This is a genomic window from Sphingobacterium sp. xlx-130 (assembly GCF_011007405.1).
In the GTDB taxonomy this organism is placed as follows: domain Bacteria; phylum Bacteroidota; class Bacteroidia; order Sphingobacteriales; family Sphingobacteriaceae; genus Sphingobacterium; species Sphingobacterium luzhongxinii.
Genome location: NZ_WFKN01000006.1, coordinates 294,913 through 312,135 on the forward strand (window position 1 = coordinate 294,913; position 17,223 = coordinate 312,135).

13 protein-coding genes are annotated in these 17,223 nt (G+C 39.9%); 6 read left to right on the forward strand and 7 right to left on the reverse strand.

Annotated features, from left to right (window positions below; translation table 11 throughout):
- Nucleotides 1–5: 5 nt before the first annotated feature.
- The 4 genes from G7B18_RS12705 to G7B18_RS12720 all read right to left on the reverse strand — a co-directional run bounded on the left by G7B18_RS12705 (nt 6) and on the right by G7B18_RS12720 (nt 8,158).
- Complete coding sequence (locus tag G7B18_RS12705; RefSeq protein ID WP_164112145.1) at nt 6–3,686, reverse strand: SusC/RagA family TonB-linked outer membrane protein; 3,681 nt, start codon at nt 3,684–3,686, stop codon at nt 6–8.
- A gap of 89 nt (nt 3,687–3,775) precedes the next feature.
- The gene (locus G7B18_RS12710; RefSeq protein ID WP_164112144.1) at nt 3,776–4,948 is read right to left on the reverse strand and encodes a FecR family protein; all 1,173 of its coding nucleotides are present in this window, start codon (nt 4,946–4,948) and stop codon (nt 3,776–3,778) included.
- Nucleotides 4,949–5,030: 82 nt separating this feature from the next.
- Nucleotides 5,031–5,612 (reverse strand): RNA polymerase sigma factor, encoded by a 582-nt coding sequence (locus tag G7B18_RS12715; protein WP_164112143.1) that lies wholly within the window; start codon nt 5,610–5,612, stop codon nt 5,031–5,033.
- A gap of 239 nt (nt 5,613–5,851) precedes the next feature.
- The gene (locus G7B18_RS12720) at nt 5,852–8,158 is read right to left on the reverse strand and encodes a hypothetical protein (protein WP_164122864.1); all 2,307 of its coding nucleotides are present in this window, start codon (nt 8,156–8,158) and stop codon (nt 5,852–5,854) included.
- 416 nt (nt 8,159–8,574) lie between these two features.
- Between G7B18_RS12720 and G7B18_RS12725 the strand changes: the two genes are divergently transcribed.
- From G7B18_RS12725 to G7B18_RS12735, 3 genes are all read left to right on the forward strand, one after another.
- On the forward strand, nt 8,575–9,897 hold the full coding sequence (locus tag G7B18_RS12725) for an amidohydrolase (RefSeq protein WP_164122866.1): 1,323 nt from the start codon (nt 8,575–8,577) through the stop codon (nt 9,895–9,897).
- Between the two features lie 12 nt (nt 9,898–9,909).
- A complete protein-coding gene (locus G7B18_RS12730; protein WP_164112140.1) occupies nt 9,910–10,581 on the forward strand; it encodes an ankyrin repeat domain-containing protein in 672 nt (223 codons plus the stop codon).
- Between the two features lie 131 nt (nt 10,582–10,712).
- Entirely contained in the window at nt 10,713–11,567 is an 855-nt protein-coding gene (locus G7B18_RS12735; RefSeq protein WP_164112139.1) for a helix-turn-helix domain-containing protein, read from the forward strand.
- Nucleotides 11,568–11,573: 6 nt separating this feature from the next.
- Here the strand turns inward: G7B18_RS12735 and G7B18_RS12740 are convergent, their stop codons facing one another.
- From G7B18_RS12740 to G7B18_RS12750, 3 genes are all read right to left on the reverse strand, one after another.
- Nucleotides 11,574–11,969, reverse strand: a complete 396-nt coding sequence (locus G7B18_RS12740) for a hypothetical protein (protein WP_164112138.1) — start codon at nt 11,967–11,969, stop codon at nt 11,574–11,576.
- A gap of 150 nt (nt 11,970–12,119) precedes the next feature.
- Nucleotides 12,120–14,501, reverse strand: coding sequence for an endonuclease MutS2 (locus tag G7B18_RS12745; RefSeq protein WP_164122868.1), 2,382 nt, complete (start codon nt 14,499–14,501; stop codon nt 12,120–12,122).
- Complete coding sequence (locus G7B18_RS12750) at nt 14,501–15,175, reverse strand: DUF4296 domain-containing protein (RefSeq protein ID WP_164122870.1); 675 nt, start codon at nt 15,173–15,175, stop codon at nt 14,501–14,503. The genes G7B18_RS12745 and G7B18_RS12750 overlap by 1 nt, the downstream gene beginning before the upstream one ends.
- Nucleotides 15,176–15,257: 82 nt before the next feature.
- Between G7B18_RS12750 and G7B18_RS12755 the strand changes: the two genes are divergently transcribed.
- Genes G7B18_RS12755 through G7B18_RS12765 form a run of 3 tightly spaced genes read left to right on the forward strand, consistent with a single transcriptional unit; the run spans nt 15,258 to nt 17,209 of the window.
- Nucleotides 15,258–15,947 carry a YggS family pyridoxal phosphate-dependent enzyme gene (locus tag G7B18_RS12755; protein ID WP_164112135.1) on the forward strand — a complete coding sequence of 230 codons (690 nt, stop codon included), beginning with the start codon at nt 15,258–15,260 and terminating at the stop codon, nt 15,945–15,947.
- Nucleotides 15,948–16,403: a GNAT family N-acetyltransferase gene (locus tag G7B18_RS12760; RefSeq protein ID WP_164112134.1), complete on the forward strand. Its 456-nt coding sequence runs from the start codon at nt 15,948–15,950 to the stop codon at nt 16,401–16,403.
- Nucleotides 16,403–17,209 carry a DUF3298 and DUF4163 domain-containing protein gene (locus G7B18_RS12765; protein WP_164122872.1) on the forward strand — a complete coding sequence of 269 codons (807 nt, stop codon included), beginning with the start codon at nt 16,403–16,405 and terminating at the stop codon, nt 17,207–17,209. Before G7B18_RS12760 ends, G7B18_RS12765 begins: the two co-directional genes overlap by 1 nt.
- Nucleotides 17,210–17,223 lie beyond the last annotated feature (14 nt).

The following is a 17,223-nucleotide window of genomic DNA, read 5'->3' on the forward strand; positions in this document are numbered from 1 at the left end:
ATGAATTATAAACCAACCGATACACCGAAACTGTAAGTTATTGGAGCCAAAACACCTCTTGAGGGAGAACTTGGCGGGCGGTATCCCTCCGGAAGGCGAAGATTGCTAGGAGTGCTTCCATAACCGAACCATACTTCTGGATCGATATTGTGCTTATTAGCTGCCCAACGCCACGCATTCATTACTTGACCAGTAACACGAACATAACGCAATGGTGTTTTTTCTACTAACTTGGCCGGTAAATTATAGCTTAACGAGATATCACGTAACTTAATATAGTCTGCACGTTCCACAAATCGATCGCCTGCAGAGTAAATATCTGTTACCGTGTTAGAAGCACCAGCCATGTAACGCGGAGCGATATCGGCATCCACTTCGTCACCAGGGTTTCTCCAGTAGTTCAACCAAAGCCTATCAAAGTTGGCGGTATAATTTAACATCGGGTACTTCGTCAAAGGCTCTGGTCGTACCGAACGCATCACATGACCGCCATTGAAAACAAACATAAAGTTTAAAGAGAAATCTTTATAGTCAAAACCATTTCGGAAAGCTACACTATACGGAGGAATAGTCGTACCATTGTAAATCAAATCATCCACACTCAACTGCTGTGTTGTCTTGACTAGTGTGCCATCCGCCTTACGGGCTTGCGGCGCTCCAGTAGCATCAAGACCTTCATAATCAATACTGTACAAACTACCTATTGGCTTACCTACACGCTCCTGTACGGTATTATAGTAGCTGTAAGGCGTACTCTGCTGGGTATAAAGATTTGTTATTTCATTTTGATTGTAGCTAAAATTGAATGTAGAATTCCATCTAAAATTATCATACTGTATTACTTTTGCATTCAAGGCTACCTCGATCCCGCGGTTGCGCATATTACCGTAATTCATGTTCACGACAGACCATCCTAAAGTAGGGTCTACTGCTGTAGGTCCTAACAAATCAGCTGTACTTTTGTTATAGATATCTACTGAGGCTGTCAATCGATTAAATACTGAAACATCTATACCAAAATTGAAAATATCTGTACGCTCCCACCGTAAATAAGGGTTGGGTGGAGATGTAATAGTAGCCTGCATTTCTCCTGTAAAGTAATTCAATCGTGAATTGACCTGAGATATGAGATATGGGCCATTACCTTTAGGTACGTTACCATTTACACCATAAGTCATACGTACTGCCAAGCGGTCCAGCCAATCTTGCTCGAACGTAGGTAATTTATATAAAGCCCCAACTGACCATAATGGTTTATATTGACTCTTGACATCCGTACCAAAGAGGTTGGATTGATCCATTCGTATACTAGCTGACAAGGTTAAATTACGATTGTAGGTATAAGACCCGTTAGCATAGAACGAAACAAAACGATCCAAGAGATCCTCGAAACCTTTTTCCTTTTTCTCTAGTGTGTAATTTCCGAACAAAGACTCTGTATTTTTTAAATTGACTCCAAATAAGTCCTCGTTAATACCTTTGTACACTAAAGAACTCGGGTCATAGCCGTATTTGTAGAGATCGGTAAAGCGACTATTAATCTGACGTCGCTCTGCACCGGCTATCACATTGATGTCGTGCTTATCTCCAAAGGTATTTTCGTAATTCAACTGTCCACGTAAGGTATACGAATTAATGTCATTGCGACGCTCTGACAACTGCGCACCTTGTGGCACGTTACGCTTAATAATTCCATCTTTATCAATCTGCGTAGCATCATTAATTTGCCTAGTAACCGTATTGTTGTCTTTCGCGTAGGTAGTAGCGTTGTAACCTTCTGTGCGCTCTGTCTGGTACATCAAGTCAAAAGTTAAGCCTTTCATTAACTTAAAGTTTGCCCCGACGTTGATATTGAGGTATTTGTTAAAGAAATTGACATGGGTTTTATTAACATGTTCAATAGGCATATAACTCTCATCCTCTAGTCCCAGACTATTTAGCCGGTCTATTTCAAACTGTGACTTATCACCGTACCAATGTGTTGGCGAGCCATCCGCATTGCGAAGCATAAAATAAGATGCTCTACCACCTACATAGTTGTCATAATAATTGAAACCGATATCACCATTTTGTTTCTGATTTTTACCCAATACATTTAGGTTCACATTCATCCAATCGGTCAGTTTTACATTATTTTTGACATTAAAACCGACCCCCTTATTCACTGGACGTCCTTTGTTATAATCACCAGGCTGCGTATAGTTTAACGAATAGCTGTATTTATAACGATCAGTACCACCTGAAAGGGATAGATTGTGCTGTTGGTCCATTATGGTACCGTTCAAAAACTCATCCATATGATTCCAGCGGCTTCTATTACGGTACACATCTAGCTTACTCTCCAATTCTTCATCAGATAGCATACCTGCCTTATGCTCGTGCAATATCAGGTATACATCGTTCATATATCTCTCTTTTTGTATCGACGAATAGTTCGTCGAATTGTACCCAAACATTTGCCTTTGGAAATCTACGAGTTCTGCCGAACTCATTTGGTTCTGGTACTTTTTACTAGGCAATCCTTTAAAAGATAACGTGTTAGCATAATCGATCCTAGCAGGCCCTTCTTTCCCCATTTTTGTCGTAATGACAATAACCCCATTGGAAGAACGTACTCCGTAGATAGAGGCTGCCGAAGCATCTTTTAATACAGTCATCGTTTCGATATCGTTTGGGTTTAGCGCCGTCAGATCTCCTTGATAAGGCATGCCGTCAACAACAATCAAGGGAGCTGCTTCCGCGTTAAGTGTCGCTCTTCCACGAACTTCAATCCCTACGGAATTATTTTTATTCTGAGGATTAAGTAATGAAGTATTCAAATTGAGGCTCATCCCTGGCAATAAACCTTCCGCTCTTTCCAAAAAGCTGGTCTGCAACCTGCCCTCCATATCTTTGGCCGTAACCTGAGAAAATGAACCTGCAGCGCGTTCTTTACTGATTTTTTGGTACCCCGTATTGACAACGACATCTACGGCCTCGACCTCAGCACTCAAATTCTGCAGCACAATCGTCCCCATATTGGTAGATGCTGTTAACTCCATAGGTTTATAGCCTAAACAAGAACACTCTAACTTTTGACCCGCGTCAACCGTCTGCGTAAACTTAAAATAACCTTTTTCATCGGTCACAGTACCCAATTCTGTTCCTTTCACACGGATACTGACACCGCGGACTGGTTTGCCCTGCGCATCTACAATTCGTCCGGATACCTGCTTTTGTTGGACATCGTCCAAAGCCGTAACACGATTTGCGGTATTACTCGAAATCACTCTGGATTTCTCTTTGATTACGATAGTTTTATTATCGATTTCATAACCTAAATCCAAATTGTTCAAAATAGAAACCAAAGCCTGATCTAGTGGCTTTTGTACGATATCGACCGAAATTTTGGTATTCGGATCCACATCACGGGCAGACCATACATAATGGTAGCCTGTCTGTTTGTTGATCGCCATAAAGACCTGACGAACAGATGTTGACTTGGCTTTCAGTGTCACTTGCTGTGCGATGCCACTAGCAGATAGCTGCATCATACAGAAAGTCATAAAAATAGAAGTCAATGACACACGCATAATTTGTCTCCTCCATGTCCTACTACCCCTTATCAGTTGATAGCAGACAAATCGTTTTAATCCAGCAAAATAACCTGTCGAGACACGGTTATCTTGTCCATAATTTTCATACATTTGATTAGGTTTTTAAAAAAAATTGTTGTATTACAGTTTTAGGCCTTCGGGTAGAGGCGCCGCAATCGCTTCTACCCTTCCATTTATTTTTATTTTTCGCTTACATACACCTTTCTGTCATCATATTTAAATTTAATCTTACCAGTCTTACGCAAAAGATCAAGGAGCTCTTCCAACTGCCCAAAACGTGGTACCATCGCTTCAAACCTTTCTCCTTTCAACTTATTATCTTCAATGATAAAGTCAACATCGTACCAACGCCCCACTTGTTTCAGAATTTCATCCAAACGCTCCGAATTGAAAACAAAACTCCCTTCCTTCCATGCCAAAACAGTAGATACATCTACAGGAGTTTTATCTAAGGAATTATTCTGAACTACTCCCTGTTCTCCGGGGATCAACATAAGCTCTTTTTTATCCGTACGTACACGGACAGCCCCTTCAACCAACGTGGTATAGCTTTTCGCATCTTCTTTGTAAGACTTAACATTAAAATGAGTTCCCAATACGGCGATTTCTTGTTTGCTGGTCTTTACGTAAAACGGCTTTAATTCACCATTTGGATTTTTGTCACTTTTCAATTTTCGCTTTACTTCGAAATAGGCTTCTCCATCCATATCAACAACTCTTTCGTAGGTATCTTCCCGATAAGCTAATCTGGTATCCGCATTAAGCCATACCTTGCTGCCATCGGGTAGGGTCATCCGATACTGTCCACCCCGTGGAGTAGTTATCTCAAAGGAAGAAAAATTAATGTTTTCAACACCAGCAACCTTGACACCGTCTTCATAAGTAAGTCCATTGTCCATCAAAACGCCATCCTCTCCGGTGCTTAAAGGAACAACTGTACCATCCGCTAGTTTTAATGTAGCTTGATTCGCTCCAGGGTGAATAGAAGTCATAGAATGTTCTTGATCTGTAACTCTTTTTTGAATGCTAAAAAACACCATGCCTACCACTACAGCTATAGATGCCGCTAAATAGAAGATGAACTTTTTATTATATGTGTTACTTCTGATTTCTGGATGCGAACCTATAGCTATCAAGGCCTTATGCTTGTCCCAAGCATGCGCTGTGTCGAAAGATTGTAGCAATTTTAGATCCTTTGACACATCCTCTTTGCGTAAGACAGCGTCTAATACCTCTTGATTCCGCTCATCCTCGGACAACCAATCTCTTATTAATGCTTTTTCTTGCGCAGTCCACTCCGAAAAATGAGCTGTCACTAAAATCTGGGCAATATGATGAGAGTATCTATCCATAATCAACTATATAACAGAAAGAGGGATTAAAATCTCTAAAGATTCTCTAAAGAAAAACATAAAACACTAGTGATCAACAGCTTTATTTTACAGACGAATGAATTACATCTGCAAAAAGAAGCATAAAAACAAACAATTGATCTTTGTTTAAGATACTCCGAAGTAACTGAACACCACGCATTTTCTGATTGTACACTGTACTCGTGCTAACCTCCAATTGATCCGCGACTTCTTGAGGTGTATACCCTTCCACAAACAACAAGTGTATAACCTTTTGACATTGATCTGGAAGTCTGTCAATGGCAGCATGCAACTCTTGTATAGTCTCTGTGTAAATAATTTGCTGGGTGACCGGAAGATCAACCCACTCTTGGCTATACTTATAGCTTTCTTCCTTGACACGTAGCCGCTTCTCTTTATCCAATAAATTAAGCGCAGCATTTTTACAGCTAACGTAGAGGAACGACCGAAGACTGCCAAGTTCAAAAAAATCGCCACTTTTGTTCCAAAGCTTTAGGAAATTATCGTGAACAATCTCTTCGACAACGAAACTATCTAATCCCATTTTGGTGAGAAATAAACATAACGGCTGGTAGAAAAGATGGAACACAGCCTGGTATGCCTCAGGCTTACCGGCTTGGAAATCCAAAACCATTTGGTCCATCTTATTATTTTCTACAACACTTAACACGTTCAATATTGCTCAAATCTAATAATTATAACGTAATAATAAATAAATACGAGACAAGACTGCTGTAACTATTTTTTAATTTTACTTAAATAAGATGTTATTAAAAAATGTTATTCAGACGTTTATATTTTTTCAATATATCTATTAAGAATGATCGCGTTAGCTCCTGTATACTATGCATAGTAGTATACAGGAGTATAAAAATTAAGCGATTAAAACCCAAGTTTAGCAAAGAATCCTGGTTTTCGCCAAGTCCTTTTATAGGTTTGAGCTAATTCTGAATGATCGTCGAATGAACAGATATAATCCAATATAGCATGCGCTTCTTTGATAGCTCCTGCCTCATAGGAGCTTAGCGCTTTGACAAGATAGGCATCCTCTAGTTCTTGGTCGTAAGACCATCCCTGTTCTGTATAAATCGTGTCTAAACGGTTACATAATAGCATAACTTGATCTTTATCTTTCAACTTTCCACTTATTTTTATTCCGTACCCAAGCCAAAGGATATAGTCTTCTGGTTCCATAATACCTTGCAGGTTGGCATCTTCTTGAGCAAATAGTCTTCTTGCTTCGATGAACCGCTCTGTGAAATAATCCGTTTTGACTATCATATATATAGTTTTTGCACGGTCAAAGTCGTTCAACAGAAAATCTCGCTTTTTCTCTAAGTAAGACTTTGCAGCTTGATTAATACGAGCATAATCTTCAATTACATTATAGTATTGCATCAGCACATAATAGGCATGTGCTTCATCTGGATAACGTTCTGCCGTATTCTCGTAATAACGTATGCGATCCTCTATAGGTTCATCTTCCATTAATCTATAGATTATTCCTTCAATAATATTCTTTGCTGCTTCGAAATCCCGAAAGTCATAATCGCTGATTACAGGGCTTTGTAGATGGTGATCATAAATCATATATAACGTCTGCTCAGCCTCGGATTGTATATCCTCGGAAGTTCCTAATTCGTAATCGGCTTCTATCTGACTGGCTAGATGCTGTACGTGCTTGTAAAAAGAAACCTCTTCGGCATTATAATTCGCAAAATAGATGCGCAATGCTTGCTGTAATCCTACAAAATCCTGCCCCCTACGCAAAGCGTCAATCAGGGTATGGTGAAGTTCTTCAAACTCTGAATATACTAAGCCTTCGGCTGCTGTGAGAGCTGCTGCCCCATAATCTTCGAAGTAAGCTTGGACAATCGCTAGGTTATTACAATTCATTGCCCTATTGTGAATGCCACCGAAATAATCGCTTTTATATTTGTTATCTTCAAAATAACGACGAAAGGCTTCATGTGCTTGTTCATAGAGTGCTAAGCTCAACCTGCGTAATGCTGTCCGATCAGGCTCTAATTCAACTTCCATGATGAAATCATCCAATTCTATCGCATCGTTATATAACTCGCGTGGCAGATCCCTAAATTCTGGTATATCGCTTCGTGTTTGACCATCCGTTAAGTAGGCAGCTATCACTTTTCTGCGCCATGCAGTAGCACTAGCGCCTAGATACACAGCTTGTTCCAATAACGGAAGTGCTTCTTCGTGTCGACCCTGTTCAAAAAGATAGGTGCCCGCAAAATGATATCCAGCGAAGTTCTCCGGAAACAACCCGATGAGAGACAATGCGTGGTTGTAGTAAAAATCAGCAGCAACTCCAACCCTATCGGGATAACTCCGTTCTATAATAAGCTGGTAGTAAAAGACTCTGGGATTATTATATCCATTTTTGATTAAAACATCGAACCTTTGATGCCACAATACAAGCTTCTCCTGAGTTGCTGAACTGGTGTTGTCCCCTTTGATTAACTTCAACAGGATCGTTAACCCAAGATCAATTGCTTCGGCTTCAAATGCCATCTCAGCCAAATCGGTATAGTTATATTCTGTTCTACTCACAAATCGATCTATCCCCTCTTTTATAATGGAAATTAGTTCCTGTTGTGAAATCATTTTGGTATGATCCAATACGTACACTTTCTTCATCCAGAAAATAGAAGTATTTCTATCCCTCAGCTCTCGATTAAAAGCAAATGCCTCCTGACAATAGGTAATAGCGAGATCTATAGTCTCGATTAAAGATGTATAATCCTCTAATGACTCGTAGATCTTAACCTTACTGTCATAGCCGTACACCGCATTTGATGCATCAGCAATCAATCGGTCAGCATAGCCCAGAAACTCTGTTTTATTATCCGATGTGATGTGCTGTTTGATACGGCCCACTTGTAACAAATTGAACTGATTTCCTAAGGGATAATCAAGAATGTTGTAAAGCGCTATTTGATGGTCCGGATGTACTTGTAATACCTTTCGAAAATAGGGTATTAAGCGCTCTTGTATTGCGTCGTAAACAGCTTCATGCCCCTTTTCATAAACCCGATCATGATAGGCGACAGCGAGTAGTATAATACTCTCTAGATCGGAAGGATTCGCTTCGATATGCGCCTCGCCCTGTTCTATTAATAAATCGAGTTCTCCCTGATAAAATAACTGTTGTAAATCTTCAAATGTCATCTTCTAAATATTGTTGTACCTCATCTTCTTGTTTAGAGACATTCCCTGTCTCGTGATGGGAGGCCACAAGCTCGGTTTTCGTATGGCTGCAAAATAGAAAGAAAATTAAAAAAACACTTAAAATAAAAAGTCTAGTTTTCAACATCGCTGTACCTTTTTTTTGACCCTACAACTACACTATCTACCTCTAGAATAAATAAATCATACAGATGTTGTTATAAAACTCCCTGTAACTGAATGGAGTCTTTATCGTAACTTTGACTATAACTTGCATGATTCGTTGAGGTCACCAACAAGCATGAGCCAACCCCGCATTTTATCGGAGGAGTGCTTGAATTTCAAAAGTATCATAAAAATTCTGCGAAAGATCTTAATGTATTTTAAGGCTGACACTTTCAGAAAAAAGAACAAAGCATATGGACCATATATCACGTAAAAATTTTATCCGAAACTCCGCTCTAGCAGTAGCAGCTATGTCGCTAGGATCTAACGGCTTGACGGCGGCAGGTTTTCAAAAAAAAGAATTTCAGACCATGAAAAACAAGTTAAGCTTAAAAAACGTCAGACTGGAAACTGGCTTCGAATACGACGGTAACGATGTAATAGCGACAAAAACAGCTCTTTTCTCCGTCGAAATAGAAAACGGTCAAATCACGAAGATAGGTCCGAACCACATAGACTCTGCTGCCATCGACGCCAAAGGTCTTCTTATGCTTCCTTCATTCAAGGATATGCACATTCATCTGGACAAAACGTATTACGGTGAGCGCTGGCAAGCGGTAAGACGGGGCAGTGGTGGTGTTAAAGGCATGATTACTATGGAACAACAGATGCTTCCTGAGCTATTGAAGAATTCAACTTTTAAAGCAGAAAAGTTAATTGAACTACTTCAATCAAAAGGTACCTCCTTCGCACGAAGTCATGTCAATATAGAGCCTACCTCGAAACTAGAGTCGCTAACAAACCTTCAAAAGGCATTAGAAAATAAAAAAATGGGCTTCGGAGCCCAGCTTGTCGCTTTTCCTCAACATGGCGTATTTTATACAGATTCTGTTCCGTACCTAAAAGAAGCGGCTAAAATGGATATCGACTTTATCGGAGGTGTGGATCCATACAGCATTGACGGAGCGATAGAAAGAACAATCGATTTTACAGTACAATTGGCGCTGGACCACGCAAAGGGTATCGATATACACTTGCATGAATCTGGTGAGTCTGGATTGAAAACGGTCGAATACCTTATCGATAAAGTCAATGAAAACCCGGCATTGAAAGGTAAAACTTATTTAAGTCATACCTTCATTTTAGGGCGTATCGACAAAACAAAACAAGAGGAAATGGCTGAAAAACTAGCTGAGTCAAAAATTGGAATTGTGACAACAGTCCCCTTCGGTGGACTGGTAATGCCTATCCCTACCCTACTAAAATATGGTGTTGAAGTCATGTTAGGCAATGACAGTATTGTAGACCACTGGAATACCTTTGGAAGTGGAAGTGTCTTGCAAAAGGCAAATCTAGCCGCGCAGTTGTATGGTTATTCGTCTGAATATGCATTATCCCGAGCATTAAAGCTCGCTACTGTAGGTATCGTCCCGTTAGATGATAAAGGTCAGCAACGATGGCCAAATGTTGGTGATAAAGCCAATTTCGTCCTGATCGACGCCAGTTGCTCTGCGGAAGCCGTATCCCGGATCTCGGAGGTTAAATCGCTCGTGTATAATGGTCATATTGTTTACTAAACAGGAAACAATATGAAAACAGTAATTCTCTTACTCGCATTTGTTATATCGACAGCTTCTTGCCAGTCCAAACAACCCGAGCATCCATTAAATGATAATAAAATGCAACAATCTGATATTCTTACAGCTGTAAATAATGCAGATCTACCCGCTGTACAAGCTGCTTTAACCAAAGGTGCCGATGCAAATTCCAAAGATGAAAGTGGACGATCGCTACTATTAATCGCAACTAACAATAAACAACGGCCTCTAGCAGAGCTACTGCTAAAGTATGGCGCCGATGTCAACCTGCAAGCTTCGAACCTCGATAGTCCTTTTCTTTATGCAGGCGCTACAGGACAAACTGAACTTGTGCAATTATTCCTAGCAAACGGAGCTAAGTTTGATGTTTTCAATAGATACAACGGAACGGCCCTGATCCCTGCCTGCGAAAGAGGCCATGTCGAGACAGTCCGTGTACTGGCGAATACTAAAAACTTCCCTATAGACCATGTCAATCGTCTAGGCTGGACGGCATTGATGGAAGCTGTCATTCTCGGTGATGGCAGCGAGAAATACCAACAAATAGTCCGTATTTTGAAAGAAGCTGGATCAAAACTAAATATTCCCGATAAAGAGGGGCGTACGCCTTTGCAGCACGCTGAAGCGCGAGGCTTTCATTATATAGTCAATCTATTAAGGTAATTAAAACATTAGCCTGAAAATAAGACATTTATTACACACTATCTAGCGTCTTTTGCTACCGAGAGAAATATTTCTTTCCTCGGGCAGCAAAAAGGCCGCTAAGTTTTATATTTTTATAAAAACTTTGAAACATGCGTCAAGCCTCAGATTTCTTTCCGGTGTTGGGCCTTCAGGAATTTAGTAAGACTGTCTACACCGGTGATCACCTATTGTACCATGAGTTGCATGGCGAACGTCTGATCGAATCTCCACACAAGCATGATTTTTTTATCATTATGCTGTTTGAAAAAGGTGAAGGGAAACATATTATTGATTTTAAAGAATATGCTATCGGAAACAGGCAAGTACATCTACTATTTCCAGGACAGGTTCACGCATGGCAAATCCAAGAAAAAAGCATGGGATACCAGTTGATGATAAGTCGTCAATGGTTTGAAAACTTTATGCCATCCCTACAGTTTGCGACATCGTATTACTACCAGACACGCCCGGTGTTTGAGATCTCACAGTCTGCCTACCAATCCATGCTTTACGAATTTAAGGCAATACAACAAGAGATCGTCGAAAAAGAGATATCCTGGGATATCGTACAGACCCGGATTAAACTCATTTCTTTACTATTGAGTAAGTCTGTCGAGAAAGAGTTTAAAGATTTTGAAAAATACAATGCAACACCCATACTTTCTAGATTCTTAACTTTAATTAATCAACATTTTGCGGCGGAACGATTGGTGTCATTTTATGCTGAAAAACTTAACATTACACCCAACTACCTAAACATTATCTGTAAAAAGACACTAAACAGTCCGGCATCTTCTTTGATAAAGGAAAGGTTAATTCTGGAATCGAAAAGGTTGCTAAAGGTCTCCGATCTTCCTATGAAGGATATCGTATACCGACTGGGATTTTACGATCACGCTGATTTTTCCAAATTTTTTAAAAAGAAAACCGGAATGACCCCGTCACAGTTTAAAGAAGTAGGATAAGTAGATTTATTGTTTCTTCAATACCATGCCGTGATCGAAACTCAGGTTGCTTTTATCACTGAAGATCATTTTTCCTTCGCTTTCCTCTATCGCGCCGTATCCCTCGATCAGACCTTCATCGGTAAGCTTGAATACTATCTGGCGCACAGAAGGAACTCCTTCAGAGATGAAATCGTATTCTGCAATAATTACACTATCTTTCAAAGAGCCACTAATCTTACCGATATTTTTATCCTTACCTGAAAAAGCGTATTTTAAATCGCCATATACAGAATCTTTCTCCTGCTTCAATGATAATGAGATGGTATCCTTTTCCGACTGAAACAAATAATCACCAGCTACAGTACTCACATCTGTCGCCGTATTGGAAGAGTTACACGCTACGAGAAAACATAGTGTCATCCCTGTAATAAATGAAAAACATTTAAAAAAACACCACATAGACGTTCTAATTACTTATTATATCCAAACTTAGATAAATTGCATTTTATATACAATATAATTGTGTCACTTGTCCAACAATTTTCACTATTCAAAACAAGGACCTCATGTCTATCCAATATAAGCATATGTTATGCCATCACCTCCCCGATCCGCATGCTCATCCTCAAATCGGCTCACATGATTATATTTTCTAAGGTAGTCCCTAATAAACTTTCGTAAGATGCCATCTCCCTTTCCGTGTACAATCTTCAACGATGGGTAGCCGATCATCACTGCCCGATCCAGAACAAGTTCGATTTTATGAAGCGCATCTTCGGTACGCATGCCTCTGACATCAACCTCTGGGTGAAAGTCTGCAGCAGATCCTGTAGAAACTCCAGAGCTTCTCTTTATGGCCTTAGACTTTTCCTTACTTCTTAGCTTACTTACTCTGTTCATTTTAACCACAGTACGAAGCTCTCCTAAAGCGACAATTAAACTATTGTTTTTCGTGATCTCTATAATTTCTCCCTCAGAACCGGAGTCATCAATACGTATCCAGTCCCCGACAGTAAAAATATCAGCCTCTTTTTTGTCTACTTTGCTTGTTGTAGGTTTCTTTTCTAAAGGAACACTATGCTTATCTAAAGACGCATTGAGCTTAGAACGAATTTCCTTTGTTTTCTCCTTGTCGGCCTTAACAGAACGAATCTCAGAAATGGTATTTTCAACCAAACGATTCGCATCCTTAAGAATCACTTTAGCTTCTTCTTTGGCTTTACGAAGTATCTCTTTCTTATTCTCGTCGATATGTTCTTGGAGGCTCAAATACTTCTCTTTTAGTTCGATCAGTTCCTTCTCTCGTTTATTTACGGCAACTTTCGTATCGAACACCTCCTTTTTATCCCGCTCGAGATCAACCAACAGTGTGTCTACTTTCTTCTGTTGTACACCAATTTTCTGCTTTGCCGACTCTAAAATCTCTTTCGAAAGTCCGATTTTTTCTGCAATCTCGAAAGCATAAGAACTACCTGGTTTGCCCACCTGCAGTATGTATAGCGGTTTCATCTGCTGATTATCGAATAACATGGATGCGTTTTCCAGTCCTGCCGTATGGCTTGCAAAAAGCTTTAAGTTCGAATAGTGTGTCGTAACAACTCCTCTTACCTGCTTTTTATTCAATTGCTCCAATACGGCCTCTGCAATAGGACCACCAAATTGGGGGTCAGTTCCTGTACCAAATTCGTCAATCAAAATTAAAGTACGCGCGTTAGCGAAGGTAGAAAAGTGTTTCATCTTCGAAAGATGTGCACTATAAGTACTTAGATCACTCTCTATAGACTGATCGTCTCCGATATCTGCAAAAATCTGCTTAAATACGCCTAAAGATGAAGTTTCATCGGCTGGAATAAGAAGGCCGGATTGGAGCATCAGCTGCAATAGACCTACAGTCTTCATACAGACCGATTTGCCTCCTGCATTGGGACCTGACACTAAGATAATCCGATCGGTATCGTCGATCTTAATGTTTAAGGGTACCACCGAATGGCTACTATCCTTAAGCGAATTCAAGAATAACAGAGGATGCTTTGCCTGTACTAAGTTGATCCCCGCTTCTTTGGATAGTATAGGCATATTAGCCTGTATATCGAGAGCAAATAGTGCCTTTGCGCGAACAAAATCCAGTTTGGTTAATAACCCATGGTATGCTAATAACAACGGTACATGAGGCCGGAGTTCGGTTGTCAGATCTGTCAAAATACGAATTACCTCTCTCCTACGTTCAAATTCCAGATCTCTTACTTTATTATTAAGGTGAAACACCTCTTCTGGTTCAATATAAGCAGTTTGTCCAGTAGCTGATTCGTCGTGAATTAATCCTTTAACTTTTCTTTTATTCTCCGCAAGAATAGGGATACACATTCGACCGTCCCGAATGGTCAGGTTACCGTCTGCCGTCCATCCTTGAGCCTGCGCTTGTTTGAAGACGCTCTCCAATCGTTTGCGAGCTTCTTGTTCGCTTTTTGCAATCTGTTGTGTCAGATCCAATAGCAATCTAGAGGCGTTGTCTTTCAGTTTACCCCGATCATCCAGTACCTGCTCTATCGATCGGACAATAGATTTTTCTATTGGAAGATGTTCAAATAGCAATTCAAGGTGCGCATACTGTCCAGCTCTATCATTAAAATATTTTATGATCGCATACACCGTCCGTAGAGACAGTAGAATACGGTAAAACTCTTCTTCGCTTAAAAAGGCACCTTCCAACTTAGCCTTTTCAGCTAATGGTTTAATCGCATAGATATGATCCACCGGCAAAGGTGCGTCATGCAGCAATAAATTTTTGAACTCATTGGTTTGCTTCAAAAAGCGATCAATCTGATCCATCTTCACTTGTGGTTGTATTTTGTCAACCATCAGTCGCCCAGCTTCACTCAGGCATTTTTCTTTTACCAGGTTACGAATTTCCGTAAAGCCTAGTTTTTCTATCGCATTCTCAGGGTAAATCATTAATTAGTAGATTTTCGCAGCACTTTCTTTACATTCGATGTATCGGACATAGCTGCAGGAGTCACCGTTTCCAGTCTTTCTTCGACCGGAATCTGTTCCTGCGGACTATCTAAACGCTGTGGCGTAGTAGGCACTGTCGGAGCTATAGCAGGCACTTGAATGCCGTAAGCATTGAGGTTGAGTTCCGCCTTAGAGAGAAAATCTGTACCGTACTGTGAATAGGTATACGCTGTACTGTCCCTATGTACATTAAGAATCATATTTTTCATCATTTCTGTATGTCGCTGGAGGCGCATGGCATTACGAATGCTATCTTGAACAACGGCATTCTGTACAGAATCTATACGATGATATTCCATATCCTTTGCCGTAAGCGTCTTGCCGATACTGGTATATATCTTCTCCGTTAAAACCGGACTACCCAAATAGTAATCTAAATTTTTTATGAACCCCGCAGAATCTAACTTGAATTTCTTAAATGCATTCTCATAAAATACCGGCATTACCTTGCGGCCGCTATCTATAGGTAATGTATTCAAGTAAGCATCTATCAACGACACTTCTGCCATCAGCTCTGTCATATCCTTTTCGGATAAGACTCCCTTTGGCTTCTGCTTACCACAGCTGGCAAGCAAAAAAAACAATAGAATAATGATGAAATTTACGCGCTGCATTGTTTAAATTTGTACAAATTTACAAAATGCCTTTGTAATAGGTACCTTTGTAAATCATATCTCCAAAAATAATTTTCGAATAATGGACATAACTGCAAATATTCAGGAAGCACAACATGAATTAAATCCGATAGGTGTGACATTGGTAGCGATTTCTAAGACCAAGTCTATAGAAGATATACAAGAAGCATACAATGCCGGCCAGCGGATATTTGGTGAAAATATGGTTCAAGAGCTTGTTGAGAAGCAAGAAAAACTACCCAAGGACATACAATGGCACCTGGTAGGACATCTACAGACAAATAAAGTGAAATATATCGCTCCATTTATTGATATGATCCAAGCCGTAGATTCATTAAAACTACTCGCTGAAATCAATAAGCATGCTGCCAAGCATGCTCGTATTATAGACTGCCTGCTTCAGGTAGATATCGCCCAGGAGGATACCAAGTTCGGTCTGGATCACCCTGAGGTGATTGAACTTCTCGAAAGCAGTGATTTTAAGGCTATGAAAAATGTTCGTATACGCGGCTTAATGGGTATAGCAACCAATACCGACAAAGAGAAAGAGATTAAGGAAGAGTTTTACGAACTTAAAATGCTCTTCGATGGTATCAAAGTGAGCTACTACCGTAAGGATGATAACTTTGACACGTTATCTATGGGAATGTCTTCGGACTATAAACTCGCGATAGAGCAAGGTAGTAATATGGTTAGACTGGGCAGTAGTCTTTTTGGAAAGCGGGTAATCAAACACTTTAAGGCAAAGTAAATGGGAATTGTTGTACGTGTAGCGCACAGAGATGATTGTTCTGCTATGATGGAACTGATCAAGGAGCTAGCTATATTTGAAAAGGAGCCCGATGCTGTTACCGTCAGTATGGAGGAATTTGAAGATGCGGGATTTGGAGCAAATCCGGTATGGGGGGCATTTGTCGCCACAGATCAAGATAAGATTGTCGGATTATCTTTGTATTATATTCGCTACTCTACTTGGAAAGGAAGAAGACTTTACTTGGAAGATCTTATTGTTCACCAGCCGTACCGAGGTCAAGGAATAGGAAAACAGCTTTTGGACCGAACTATCGAGTATGCCAAGACAAATGACTTTTCGGGAATGATGTGGCAAGTTTTAGATTGGAATACTCCAGCTATAAAATTCTACGAGTCGTACAATGCTTCATTAGATGGAGAATGGATCAATGTAAGTTTAAGCTTTAGAGAATAATGCGCAGCGGGATACTGTTTATATTTATTTTTGTCGCACTCTCCTGTGCCAACGAACGAACGAAAAGTAAATCGTCAGTCAATTTGCCTGAACTAGCGACAACAGATACTGTCAATTATTCGTACCAAACCAAACGGGAAATAAGTTCCTATTTCGTTGGGGATTCAACACATATTGACACGGCATATTATCAGATCACCTACCCTATTTTTGCAGATAAGGAAATCGACAAAGCGCTACAAGAAGCTATCTTTATAGACAGGGAGAATAACGCGGATGATGCTGCTATTTCATTCTTAAATGGATACAACGAATTTGTTGAAGAGAGCAGCACTACGGCTATACATTCAGCATGGTATAAAAAGTTACAGAGTCAGATCATTCTTAATACACCGCTTTTCCTGACATTACAAACATCTATTCAAGAATATACGGGAGGAGCCCATGGTAATCATGTAACTATTTTCACTGTTTTTGATACCGATCGTCTCAAAAAATTGAGCCTGGGGGAAATAATTGTAACGGGCGGTTTGAAAGTGCTGACCAAGAAAGCCGAGGCTAAATTCCGTAAACAGGAAAGCCTTTCTGATACCAGCTCGCTGATTAAAGATTTTTTCTTTGAAGATGGAATATTCGCATTAAATGATAACTTTGGGCTCACAAAAGATAGGTTGATTATCTACTATAATGAATATGAGATCAAACCCTACTCAGAAGGTATTACTGTCATTGAGTTGCCTTATGATGATATTTCGGATATTTTAAATGAACGGGGCAAAAGGTATATAGATAATATTCAACAATAAATAGCTTCAATCAA